At 57.6% G+C, this 11801-nt stretch carries 9 protein-coding genes; 7 read left to right on the forward strand and 2 right to left on the reverse strand.

The genetic code is table 11. From position 1 onward, the window contains the following. Positions 1-101: 101 nt before the first annotated feature. The 5 genes from ABY734_RS14755 to ABY734_RS14775 all read left to right on the forward strand — a co-directional run bounded on the left by ABY734_RS14755 (position 102) and on the right by ABY734_RS14775 (position 5934). Positions 102-1118: a LacI family DNA-binding transcriptional regulator gene (locus tag ABY734_RS14755; protein ID WP_372780078.1), complete on the forward strand. Its 1017-nt coding sequence runs from the start codon at positions 102-104 to the stop codon at positions 1116-1118. 157 nt (positions 1119-1275) lie between these two features. Beyond that, the gene (gene edd / locus ABY734_RS14760) at positions 1276-3084 is read left to right on the forward strand and encodes a phosphogluconate dehydratase (RefSeq protein ID WP_372780079.1); all 1809 of its coding nucleotides are present in this window, start codon (positions 1276-1278) and stop codon (positions 3082-3084) included. A 27-nt stretch (positions 3085-3111) separates the two neighbouring features. Beyond that, positions 3112-4581 (forward strand): glucose-6-phosphate dehydrogenase, encoded by a 1470-nt coding sequence (gene zwf / locus ABY734_RS14765; protein ID WP_372780080.1) that lies wholly within the window; start codon positions 3112-3114, stop codon positions 4579-4581. After that, on the forward strand, positions 4581-5282 hold the full coding sequence (pgl, locus tag ABY734_RS14770; protein WP_372780081.1) for a 6-phosphogluconolactonase: 702 nt from the start codon (positions 4581-4583) through the stop codon (positions 5280-5282). Before zwf ends, pgl begins: the two co-directional genes overlap by 1 nt. 25 nt (positions 5283-5307) lie before the next feature. Next, entirely contained in the window at positions 5308-5934 is a 627-nt protein-coding gene (locus ABY734_RS14775; protein ID WP_372780083.1) for a bifunctional 4-hydroxy-2-oxoglutarate aldolase/2-dehydro-3-deoxy-phosphogluconate aldolase, read from the forward strand. Positions 5935-5937: 3 nt separating this feature from the next. On the opposite strand, the gene ABY734_RS14780 is transcribed toward ABY734_RS14775, so the two are convergent. Further along, on the reverse strand, positions 5938-6804 hold the full coding sequence (locus ABY734_RS14780) for an SIS domain-containing protein (RefSeq protein WP_372780084.1): 867 nt from the start codon (positions 6802-6804) through the stop codon (positions 5938-5940). Positions 6805-6922: 118 nt separating this feature from the next. Here ABY734_RS14780 and glk point away from each other — a divergent pair, with 118 nt between their 5' ends. Then, positions 6923-7876, forward strand: coding sequence for a glucokinase (gene glk, locus ABY734_RS14785; RefSeq protein ID WP_372780085.1), 954 nt, complete (start codon positions 6923-6925; stop codon positions 7874-7876). A 106-nt stretch (positions 7877-7982) separates the two neighbouring features. Beyond that, positions 7983-9608 carry a glucose-6-phosphate isomerase gene (pgi, locus tag ABY734_RS14790; RefSeq protein ID WP_372780086.1) on the forward strand — a complete coding sequence of 542 codons (1626 nt, stop codon included), beginning with the start codon at positions 7983-7985 and terminating at the stop codon, positions 9606-9608. 35 nt (positions 9609-9643) lie between these two features. On the opposite strand, the gene ABY734_RS14795 is transcribed toward pgi, so the two are convergent. Then, complete coding sequence (locus ABY734_RS14795; RefSeq protein WP_372780087.1) at positions 9644-11770, reverse strand: TonB-dependent receptor; 2127 nt, start codon at positions 11768-11770, stop codon at positions 9644-9646. Between the last annotated feature and the right edge of the window lie 31 nt (positions 11771-11801).

Here is an 11801-nt window from a genome sequence, read left to right on the forward strand (position 1 = left end):
CTGTTGCTGCCGATATTCGGCTTTATCTGGTGGCGTGATCGCCGGGGTGTATCCGCACAGGTGGCAGCGCAGTAAACTGGGCGATTGCTTCCGGGGGCTTTATGGTTACGATAAAAGATGTCGCAAAAATGGCGGGGGTGTCGATAGCGACGGTATCGCGCACGCTGGCAGAGCCAGAGAAGGTCTCCGAAAAAACCCGGGAAAAGGTGATGAAGGCCGTTAACAGCAGCGGCTACGTGACCAATACACTGGCTCGAAACTTTCGCCGCCGTCGCAGCAATACGGTGGTAGTGTTGGTACCGGATATCGCGAATCCTTTTTTCTCCAATATTATTCAAGGCATCGAGAAGGTCGCGAGTCGTCACCAGTACCGTATCCTGCTGGGCGATACCCAGGGCGATGAAGCCACAGAACGGGCCTACGCAGATCTTGTTTCCCAGCGCCAGGCTGACGGTGTGATCTGCCTTGGCCGCAATATTCCCTTTCCCTATCGCAAGGGGCGGAAAACGGTCGACCCGGACTGGCCGCCCTTTGCGATGGCCTGTGAATACCACGGTGATATTCCCGTGCCGACGGTGTGTATCGACAACGTCGCAGCTGCCTGCGATGCGGTCACTCACCTGACTGAGCTCGGCCATCGCGAGATTGGTTTTATCAACGGTCCAGCGGATTCGCCGCTGTGTGAAGACCGCCTACTGGGCTATCGGCAAGCAATGAAGAACGCAGGAGTGAAGTCGAATGCGCAGTGGGTATTACACGGCGATTTCTCGCTGGCCTCTGGTTATTATTGCATGCAGCAGTTTTTGCAGGGAAAGCGGTCGATAAGCGCTGTGTTTTGTGCCAACGACGAAATGGCGATCGGTGCAATGCGCGCTTGTCGAGACGCTGGTTTGAGCCTGCCGCAGGATATGTCGATTGTGGGCTTTGACGATATTGCCTTCGCAGAATACACCCACCCCAGACTTAGCAGTGTGCACCAGCCGCGCAACCGTATCGGTGAGCAGGTGATGACATTGATGCTGTCGATGCTGGCAGGCAACCTGCCGGCGAGTCCTCGTGTTGTTCTGCCCCACGAACTGGTTGTCAGAGAATCATCTGTAGCGCACTTATCGGCTTAGCGGGCGTCTAATCGTTCGCTGTTATCGCTTGGAGGTAGCTTTATTGCTCACTCTAAATTGTAATTTAGTTAATTGTTGTGGTTAATAAATGGATTTTAATTCGGTTTTGAGGTAGCTTTATTACATGCTGCGTTGGTAGATTTGCGAGATAGCTGTGATGCACAAAGACATTGAACGGGTGACGCGCCGGGTAATTGCTCGCAGCGCGGATGCGCGCCAGGCCTATCTGGACAAGATTCGCGGGGCACACCGACCGGGCGTGTCTCGCAGTCACCTCTCTTGCGGCAATCTTGCCCACGGCTTCGCCGCCTCAGACGTCCACGACAAATCTGCGCTGGCGGTCGACCGGGCTGCAAACTTTGCTATCGTCTCTGCCTACAACGACATGCTCTCTGCCCACCAACCCTTCAAAACCTATCCAGATCAGATAAAACAGGCTGCCCGTGAACTGGGGGCGGTTGCCCAGTTTGCCGGTGGTGTGCCGGCCATGTGTGACGGTGTTACGCAGGGGCGGGAGGGTATGGAATTGTCCCTATTCAGTCGCGATACCATTGCCATGGCGACCGCTGTGGCCCTGTCTCACGATATGTTTGACGGCGTTCTGGCGCTGGGGGTGTGTGACAAGATTGTGCCGGGGCTGGCGATTGGCGCGCTGGCCTTCGGGCATCTGCCCGCCGTGTTTGTTCCCGCCGGCCCCATGGAGTCCGGGCTGCCCAATGCCGAGAAAGGCAGGATTCGGCAGCTCTATGCGGAAGGCAAAGTCGGGCGGGATGAATTGCTGAAAGCGGAAAGTGAGTCTTATCACAGCGCCGGTACCTGCACCTTTTACGGCACCGCCAACAGCAACCAGATGCTGATGGAGATCATGGGCATGCAGTTGCCCGGCAGCTCCTTTGTGAATCCGGGTATGCCGCTGCGCGAGGCTCTGACCAGGGCCGCGGTTGCTCGCCTCAATGTCATCTCGCCCTTGTCGCCGGATTTCCTGCCTCTCGGTGAGATGATCAATGAAAAGAGTATTATCAATGGCATTGTCGGCTTGCTGGCTACAGGCGGGTCTACCAATCACACTATTCATCTGGTTGCCATTGCGCGCGCTGCCGGGGTGCTGATCGACTGGCAGGATATGGCTGATCTCTCCGCAGCGGTTCCGCTGCTGTGCCGCATCTATCCCAACGGTCTGGCCGACGTGAATCACTTTCAGGCGGCCGGCGGCATGGCGCTGCTGATTCGTGAGCTGCTGGATAACGGCCTGCTGCACGAGGATGTTGCAACGGTGGCGGGCGAAGGCGGCCTGCGCCGCTATTGTGATGAGCCCTTCTTGACGGCAGACGGTGTTGTTGAGTGGCGTCCGGGGCCGAGCAAGAGTCTGGACAGCAATATTATTGCGGATTGCCGGAAGCCCTTCAGCAAGGAAGGTGGCTTGCGCTTATTGAAGGGGAATCTGGGCCGTTCGGTGATTAAATTGTCGGCGGTGAAACCGGAGCACCGTGTGGTGAAGGCGCCTGCAGTAATTTTCGAAGATCAAAACGAGGTGAAGGCCCGTTTTGATGCCGGCGATCTGGATCGCGATTTTATTGCCGTGGTGCGTTTTCAGGGGCCCAAGGCCAACGGTATGCCTGAGCTGCACAAGCTGACCCCGGTGCTGGGAGTGTTGCAAGACCGTGGCTATAAGGTGGCACTGGTTACTGACGGGCGGATGTCGGGTGCCTCGGGAAAAGTGCCGGCGGCCATACACCTGATTCCCGAGGCTCTGGACGGCGGGCCTATCGCCCGCCTGCGCGACGGTGACATGCTGGAACTCGACGCCGAGCAGGGCATCCTGCGGGTGCTGGACGAGGCGGCCATCGATAGGGCACCGGCCGACTATCAAGGCGGTCATCAGCAGGGTATGGGGCGTGAGCTTTTCGCCGGTTTTCGCAGGCTGGTAAGCGATGCCGAGGCTGGCGCTTCCGTGCTGGAGGTATAAGCTCAAATCATGAATACAGGAAGTTCCATGTCTGACCCTTTTGATATCGTGATATTCGGTGGTGCGGGTGATTTGACCCATCGTAAGTTGCTTCCGGCGCTTTATCGGACGGTGGCCGAAGGCAAGTTGCCGGCAGGTTCTCGCCTGATCGCCTGCTGTCGCAATCCCGCGGATGTCGCGGACTATTACGAGCGAGCGGATGAGGCTTTGCGCGAACATTTATCGGAGGGCGAGTACCGGGCCGATTGTGCCGAACAGTTTCAGCAACACCTCCAGCCGTTTGAGCTGAATATCACCGAAGCCAATCACTGTTGGCAGGCGATGGCTGAGTTGCTGGACAGCGAGGCTGACCGGGTTCGGGTTTATTACCTCGCCATTCCGCCGACCCTGTTTGGTGAATGCTGCCATCATTTGCATACCTTCAAACTGATTAACCGCAACAGCCGCGTGGTGGTTGAAAAACCACTGGGTTACAACGCGAGCTCCGCCAATGCGATCAATGAAGAAATTGCCCGCTACTTTCCGGAATCGTCGATCTACCGGATAGACCACTACCTCGGCAAGGAAACTGTCCAGAACCTGATGGCCTTGCGCTTTACCAATGTGATTTTTGAGCACCTGTGGGACGCAAAAAGTATTGATCACGTTCAGATCAGTATCTCGGAAACTGTGGGTCTGGAGGGGCGAGCGGGTTTTTACAACGAAGCCGGTGCCCTGCGCGATATGGTGCAAAACCATCTGCTGCAACTGCTGTGTCTGGTGGCGATGGAATCACCTCACAAAATGAAGGCCAGCAGTATTCGGGCGGAAAAGGTAAAAGTGCTGGAAGCGCTGCGCCCCCTGCGCGGTGAAGACGTGCTGCGCAACACCGTTCGTGGTCAGTATGTCGCCGGCAATCACAACGGCAAACTAGTGCCGGGCTATCTGGAAGAGCTGGGTGAAGCCGGCAGCAATACCGAAACCTTTGTCGCCCTGCGTGCCCATATTGATAACTGGCGCTGGGCGCGCGTGCCCTTTTACCTGCGCACCGGCAAGCGCATGAAACAGCGCTGTGCGGAAATTGTGATTCAGTATAAGGAAGTATCGCACCGTGTTTATCCGAAGGAGGCGGGGCCCCTTACTCCCAATCGCCTGATCATTCGCCTGCAGCCTGAGGAAAGTATTCAGCTAACCATGATGGCGAAGGATCTGGACACGCTGGATATGCGGCTGCAGCCGGCGACACTCAACCTGAATTTTTCTGATACCTACAAGCGCTTCAAGAGCGATGCCTACAAGCGTTTGATTCTCGACGCGGTAGCGGCTAACCCGAGCCTGTTTATCCATCGCGACGAGGTCGGTCACGCCTGGGCCTGGATCGATCCGATTATTGAAGCTTGGCAGAAAACCGATGAGGCGCCGCACCTGTATCGCTCCGGTACCTGGGGCCCACCCGAATCCGATGAGCTGCTGGCTGAGGACGGCTCCGCCTGGTTTAACGCCGGGGAACATGCCTGATGCAGGAGTACCATGTTTTTGACGATCGCGAAGCGCTGGTCGCGGCGGCCGTCGAGCGAATTGTTGAGGCGCTGACACAGGCCATTAACGAACGAGGCAGAGCCTTAATGCTGGTCTCCGGTGGCAGCAGCCCGGAACCGGTCTACAGGGCACTTGCTCAAAAAGACCTGCCCTGGTCGTCGGTCGGTGTGGCATTGGTTGATGAGCGTTGGGTCGAACCTGACCACAGTGCTAGTAATGAGGGCTTTATTCAACGCCATTTACTGACCGGGCCCGCTGCAGACGCGGAGTTTATCGGTATGAAAACCTCGGCAGAAACGCCGCAGGCGGGACTGGCAGAATGTGAATCGCGCTACGACGCTCTGCCAGAAAGGGCAGATGTCTGTTTACTTGGTATGGGAAGTGACGGGCATACCGCATCCCTGTTTCCTTATGCTGAGGGGCTGGATCAGGCGCTGGCAGGCTCACAGCGTTGTGCCGCCATTACGGCTAAGCAAAGTGATGTAACGGGAAATTATACGGCGCGCATGACACTGACAGCGCGCTACATTCTGTCTGCAAGGCAGCGCCTATTACTGCTCGCGGGCGAAGAAAAACGGTCTGTTCTGCACGAGGCTTTGGCCGGTGATGATATTCAGGCCATGCCGGTGCGAGCGATACTGAAAGCAGCGCAAACCACAGATGTTTTTTGGGCAGCCTGAGAGCGACTGAACAGGAAGAACAATAATGGAATGTCTTGGTCGAATTATGGGTTTGAGCCCGGTTATACCGGTCATCGTCATTGACGATCCCGATCAGGCGGTGCCGCTCGCGACGGCGTTGTATCGCGGCGGACTCAAGGTGTTAGAGGTCACCTTGCGAACTGAATATGGGCTGCAGGCCATCGCGGATATTGGGCAGGCCCTGCCTGATGCGGTGGTCGGGGCCGGCACTGTGATTACGCCGGATGATGTCAAAAATGCCCGGCAGGCGGGCGCGCGTTTTCTGGTTAGCCCCGGTTGCACCCCAAGGCTGCTTGCCAGCGCTCAGGCTGAGGATATTGCGCTTTTGCCCGGTGTGAATACACCCAGCGAGGCCATGCTGCTGTTGGAGCAGGGTTTGCGACACTTGAAGTTTTTTCCGGCGGAGGCGGCCGGGGGCGTGGCGATGCTGAAATCCATCGCCGGACCTTTGCCACAATTGCGCTTCTGTCCCACTGGCGGTATCAATCCGCAAAATGCCGCGAGCTATCTTGACCTGCCTAATGTGGCCTGTGTCGGCGGTACCTGGATGCTGGACAAGCGGGCGATCGCAGCGGGGGATTGGGACACGGTAGAGCGACTGTCACGAGAAGCCGCCGGTTTGTCGCGCTAGTTTTTACTGCTTTCGTGTTTTGCTGCGAGGTTTGGTTTTGGTGGCTTCCAGGCTGCTTTTGATTTTTTTCAGGTGGGGTTCAATGTCCGGCCCCTGCGAGAGGGTCATGCCTGTGGCCAGAATATCGATGATGGTGAGTATGACGATGCGGGTCGTCATCGGGACGTAAACGGTGGTGTCTTCCAGCTCATCACCGGAGGTGATGGTGACGTCAGCCAGTCGGGCCAGCGGCGACGCGGGGTTGGTTATCGCAATCAGGCTGGCGCCACTCGCGCTGGCCAGTTCAGCGACGTCAACCGATGCCTGGGTGCGCCCGGTAAAGGAAAACATCAGAAAGCAGTCATCTTTTTTGGCGCCGGCTGCCGCCATGCGCAACATAAGGTGGTCGTCATAGGCCACAGTGGGAATGCCCAGTCGAAAAAGTTTGTGCTGCGCATCCTGGGCTATGGCCGCAGCACCACCCATGCCGGCGACAACGATCTGGCGGGCATTACACAGCAGGTTTACGGCTGCTTCGACAGCCTTGGCATCGATATGTGAGCGCAGGTATTCGAGGGCGGCCTGATTGGCATTGATGCGTTTTTCGATAATGGTGTTGGCGCTGTCGCCGGTCGAGACCGCTTCGGTAATAAAGCTGGATTTCTGAGCCAGGTCTCGCGCAAGCTTTACTTTAAATTCGGGAAAGCTGCTGCAGCCAAGGGTGCGGCAAAAGCGCGATACCATTGGGTCACTGACACCAGCCTTGCCTGCCAGTGTCGCCGTGGCCATACCGGTTGCGCTTTCCGGGGCCGCTAAAATTACATTGGCGATTTTGGTCTCTGCTTTGCTCAGCGTGTCGTATCGTGATTTTAGAAGACTGAGAATGCTCATGGTGCTTCCGTCATAGCTGCGTGGAAAATTTAATTATATTACGCAACGGCGTCTGATTGCTTTCTCTGAATGGTATTATGCGAAAAGGCCCGTTTTTCGGTGAGCGTGTTAAACGACTATGAATAGCAGTATCGAAACCTCCTGTCATATTGTCGCGGATATTGGTGGCACCAATGCCCGTTTCGCTTGCGTTCATGTGGGGCAGCAGAATTTGCACGCGATAGAAAAGTTTCCCTGCGCCGATTTCCCCTTGTTCATTGATGCGGTGCAGGCCTATATGCGCAGTCTGACGGTTCCTGTCGATGGAATCTGTCTCGCGGTTGCTGGACCGGTGGAACAGGATTGGATAGATCTGCCGAATAACCACTGGGCATTCAGTCGCCGAGAGTTGGAGCAGGATTTGTCGCTTCCGGTGACGGTGATTAATGATTTCAGTGCCCAGGTGTTGAGTATTGCGGCCTTGCCTGATGAGGAGTTTCAGTGGATTGGTGAACCGCGCCCGCCGCGCGAACCGGGCGGCATTACCGCTGTATTGGGACCGGGAACCGGGCTCGGGGTAGCCGCCATGATGCCGGGTGGGGACATTATTCCCTCAGAAGGAGGTCATGTCGGTTTTGCGCCCACAAGCGCTCATCAGAGCCAGTTACTGGAGCAGCTTTGGCGGCGCTATGAGCGGGTGTCGGTCGAGCGGGTGCTTTCGGGGATGGGGCTTGCCAATCTGTATTGGGCGAATGCCAGATTGCAGGGGCAGGAAAGGGAACTGCCCGCACCGGGTGTGACCGCCGGTGCCCGGGCTGGGGATGATCTGTGCCGGCAGGCGGTGACAGACTTTTCAGAGATACTGGGCGCGGTCGCGGGGGATTTCGCTTTGGCCCTGGGCGCCTATCGGGGCGTCTACCTGTCGGGGGGAATACTGCCGCAGATGCTGGACGTGATTGATGTTGCCGCTATCCGCAAGAGTTTTGAAAACAAGGGCCGATTCCAGCCCGTCTGCGCACAAGTGCCATTGGCAATAGTGTTGGCTGAGCATCCGGGGCTGGTGGGTTGTGCTCAGGCGCTGCCGCGGAAATAACCGGCCCTGCGCTGAAATTCATCGGCAGAGCGCACAGTGGGCTGATAGAATTCAGCGCCGTGTTAAAAGATTATTCCCCTGAGGGAAAAGCAATAAGGTTAAAAGGATGAGGGATATCGACGCGCTTTGGCAGCGTTTGCAGGCTAAGCAGAAACAGTTGCACAACGTGCATATGCGCGATCAGTGCGCGGCAGACGATGAGCGTTTTTCCCGGTATTCCCTGCAGGCGGGCGAGCTGTTTCTCGATTATTCAAAAAACCGCATCGACGATGAAACACTTGCGCTGTTGATCGAGCTGGCGGAGGCCAGCGGTCTAGCCGAGCGTCGCGACGCGATGTTTGCCGGCGCGAAGATAAACCAAACTGAGGGCCGCGCGGTATTGCACACAGCCTTGCGCGCCGAGCCCGAGGCTCGCGTCGAAGTCGATGGTCGTAATGTCGTTTCCGAGGTGCATGCTGAACTGCAAAGAATTGAACACTTTGTGGCCACGGTGCGCGCTGGGACATTAAAGGGAGCGAGCGGTCAGGCGTTTACCGACGTGGTGAATATCGGTATTGGCGGGTCTGACCTGGGGCCGGCGATGGTGAGTGAGGCCCTGCGCCCTTATCGCGGTGACGGGCCGACACTGCATTTCGTGTCGAACGTAGACCCGGTTCAAATGACCGACACGCTGGCGGGGCTGAACCCCTCCACCACACTGTTTATCATTGTGTCCAAGACCTTTACTACTCAGGAAACCATGGCTAACGCCGGCTTGGCAAAGCAGTGGTTGCTGACAGCCTTTGGTTCTCAAGAGCAGGTGCTGCAACACTGTGTGGCGGTGACCAGCAATCCGCAGGCGGCACAAGCGCAAGGCTTTGCTCCGGAGCAGACTTTTCTGTTTTGGGATTGGGTGGGCGGTCGCTACTCGCTGTGGTCTAGCGTTGGTTTATCGATTGCCCTGGCGCTGGGTATGGATAATTTTCGCGCCTTGCTGTCTGGTGCCCGCGAGATGGATAAACATTTTCGCGAAGCGCCGCTCGCAAATAATATGCCGGTGATTCTGGCAATGCTGGGTGTCTGGTACCGCAATTTCTGGTCGGCGGGTAGTCATGCGGTGTTGCCCTACAGCCAGCGTTTGAGTCGCCTGCCGGCTTTTCTGCAACAGCTGGACATGGAGAGCAATGGTAAGCAGGTGCGCATGGATGGGCGACCGGTTGCCTGCGCCACCGGCCCGGTTATCTGGGGTGAGCCGGGTACAAACGGCCAGCACGCATTTTACCAGCTGCTGCATCAGGGTACCGATCTTATTCCCTGCGATATTCTGTTTGCCCTTAAAGGGGATGCCGACTGCACCGCCGAACATCGCATCCTGATAGCCAATGCCATTGCGCAGGGTGAGGCTTTGATGCTCGGTAAAACAACAGAGCAGCTGCGCGAGGAACTGGTTGCAGCCGGTGTCGAGGGCGAGCAACTGACCCTGCTGTCAGCTCACCGCAATTTTCCCGGCAACAAACCCAGCAACAGTCTTGTGTTCAAACGGCTGTCCCCCAAAGCCCTCGGCAGCCTGATTGCCCTCTATGAGCACAAGGTTTTCTGTCAGGGCGTGATCTGGGGCATCAACTCCTTTGATCAGTGGGGTGTGGAGCTGGGCAAACAGCTCGCCAAAGGGGTGCTTGATCGCTTGAATAAAGCAGCACCAGCAGACTCAAAGCCTGCGAGCCTGCTCGACTGGGTTGTAAAGTCTCGCTAGCGGTTACGTTTAACTGCTAGCCGGTCTAAGCGCTGCTAGAAACGGTAGCTGAGCCTCGCGCCGTACTCCTTTGGATCACCGGCCCATACCCCCTCAATACCCAGTGAGGGGCTGCTGAACTGATCGGTGATATAAAATTTATCCGTCAGGTTCTGTCCGTAGAGTTCCACTCTGAAGGATTCGGCTTCATAGCCAAGGCGAGCGCCAAACAGGTCGCGAGCGTCGGCCTGCAGGCTTTCGGTGTTTTCCCGGTCGGTGTAACTTTCGCTGGATCGTGACCAGGTAACGCTGGCATACCAGCCCTGTGGGTGGTGATACTCAACTCCCAGGTTGCGGGTATGGCGCGGTGCATTGGGAAATTCGTTGCCGGCGAAATCCACACCGTCGTCCTCGTACGTTACGAACTGGGAGTCGACATAGCCAAGCCCGCCAAACACAGAAAACCCTGCACCCAGATCGCCGCTGAACTCGAGCTCCACGCCGCGTGCTCGCGCTTCGCCGGCGTTATCTGTGCGGAAGTTGGTGGCATCGATGCGAACGCCCACCTGCATGTCTTCGTAGTCGACATGAAACAGCGAGCCCTGAACCCGCCAGCTGCCGCGATGAAAGCGAAAGCCCAGATCGAAGTTTTCAGTGTATTCGGGACCGTAGGCAGGTGCCTCGCCGCTGGTGACAAAATCCACAGAGCCCGCGCGGTAGCCCTGACTGTGGGTCAGGAACAGTTTCAGGTGTTCGCTGGCCTCATAGGTTACCCCCAGCTTGGGCAGGAACACGCTGTCTGCGCTTGGGAAGCTATTGTCGCTATCCGGGAACACTGTGGCCTTTAAAACCGGGCTGAGGTTGCCGGGCAGGGTAGTGCCGGTGATTGGGTCAACGGCCTGAGCCCGGTCCAGCCGGAACAGGCTGGAATTCTCGGCTTCGTTTTCCTCGTAGCGCATCCCGACGGTCAGCATCCAGCGGGAAAAAAGGTCGATATCGCTTTCCATATACAGTGCCTCGACATCTGCAATGCGCCCGGCGCCGAGCAGGCCGTCGACTTCTACCAGTGCGCCACCGGCACTCAGCGTGAGGCCCCGGGTGTAAGAGGTACCGCTCAGATCGTCCCGGGAGCGGTAATAACCTGCCACGGCCGTCCAGCGCGGCGCGGTGTAGCGCAGGCGCAGATCGCCGGCAGTGTTTTTGATAGTTGTGGCATTCAGGAAGGAGCCGTTGTCCTCGGCAGACACGTCGTAGTCGCCGAGCTTTTCGTTGTCGGTGTCGGAGTGGCTGAGGGTCAGGCTGAGTTGCCAGTGGTTGCCGATTGAGGCTCTCTGGGTCAGGGCGAGCAGGGTGGTGTCGTCCCGGTAGTAGCCGTCGACATTATCGGTCGATTCTCTGTTCTCCGCGCGCTCGGGCGGCAGGTATTCAATGCCTTCGCGTAATTTGCTGACCTGGCCGGTCAGGGTGGCGCTGTACCAGCTGTCGTTGGTCCAGCCCAGCTTCAGGCGCTGCATGTAGCGTTTGCGGGCCTGCCACTCATCGTCGTCCAGTGTGATATTGGTGACTTCGCCGTCGGTCTGGTTGGTCTCGCCGGCATAGCGGAAAGCAAAGCCGGCCCCCAGTGGCGCGCCGAAGGCGATACCGGCTTCGCGGCCGCCATAATTTCCGCCGCCCAGTTTCAACTCACCGTCGGCGGATTCGTAATTCGGTTCATGCGTCTGAATGACCACGGCGCCGGCCAGCGAGCCGGGGCCAAACGCTGTGGATTGGGGGCCGCGGTAAAACTCGACCTGCCGCACATCCCAGGTGTTGGCGACGCCGCGCCCCGCCTGGCGAACGCCGTCGATGAAAATGCTGACAGTCGGACGGCCGGTGCCGCCGGGACCGACGCCTTCGTTGGAGATGCCGCGCACCGAGAATTTGTCTTCCTTGGCGGCGTTCAGATTGGGCTGGCGCAGCAGTAGGTCGTAGAGGTCGCGAATGTTCTGAGCCTGCAGTTGCTCCGCCGGCACGATGGAAATGCTGGCCACGGTATCCAGCGTCGAGCGTTGCAGCAGGCCGCCACTGACGATCACTTCTTCCAGTGGTTTTTCCGGCGCTGTGGTTTCGGCATGGGCTGCGCCTATACCCAGTAAAAGTCCAGCCAGGCTTGCATACCGGCGGTGCGAAGTGCGGATGATCATGGCTGTACTACCCCATTAAAGCTGTCAATCT

This window comes from Litorivivens sp. (assembly GCF_041624475.1).
In the GTDB taxonomy this organism is placed as follows: domain Bacteria; phylum Pseudomonadota; class Gammaproteobacteria; order Pseudomonadales; family Spongiibacteraceae; genus Litorivivens.

What these genes read in the sequence shown, in the direction of transcription:
- ABY734_RS14755 (WP_372780078.1), top strand. Translation starts at nt 102, where the DNA reads ATGGTTACGATAAAAGATGTCGCAAAAATGGCGGGGGTGTCGATAGCG.
- edd (WP_372780079.1), top strand. Translation starts at nt 1,276, where the DNA reads ATGCACAAAGACATTGAACGGGTGACGCGCCGGGTAATTGCTCGCAGC.
- zwf (WP_372780080.1), top strand. Translation starts at nt 3,112, where the DNA reads ATGTCTGACCCTTTTGATATCGTGATATTCGGTGGTGCGGGTGATTTG.
- pgl (WP_372780081.1), top strand. Translation starts at nt 4,581, where the DNA reads ATGCAGGAGTACCATGTTTTTGACGATCGCGAAGCGCTGGTCGCGGCG.
- ABY734_RS14775 (WP_372780083.1), top strand. Translation starts at nt 5,308, where the DNA reads ATGGAATGTCTTGGTCGAATTATGGGTTTGAGCCCGGTTATACCGGTC.
- ABY734_RS14780 (WP_372780084.1), bottom strand. Translation starts at nt 6,804, where the DNA reads ATGAGCATTCTCAGTCTTCTAAAATCACGATACGACACGCTGAGCAAA.
- glk (WP_372780085.1), top strand. Translation starts at nt 6,923, where the DNA reads ATGAATAGCAGTATCGAAACCTCCTGTCATATTGTCGCGGATATTGGT.
- pgi (WP_372780086.1), top strand. Translation starts at nt 7,983, where the DNA reads ATGAGGGATATCGACGCGCTTTGGCAGCGTTTGCAGGCTAAGCAGAAA.
- ABY734_RS14795 (WP_372780087.1), bottom strand. Translation starts at nt 11,770, where the DNA reads ATGATCATCCGCACTTCGCACCGCCGGTATGCAAGCCTGGCTGGACTT.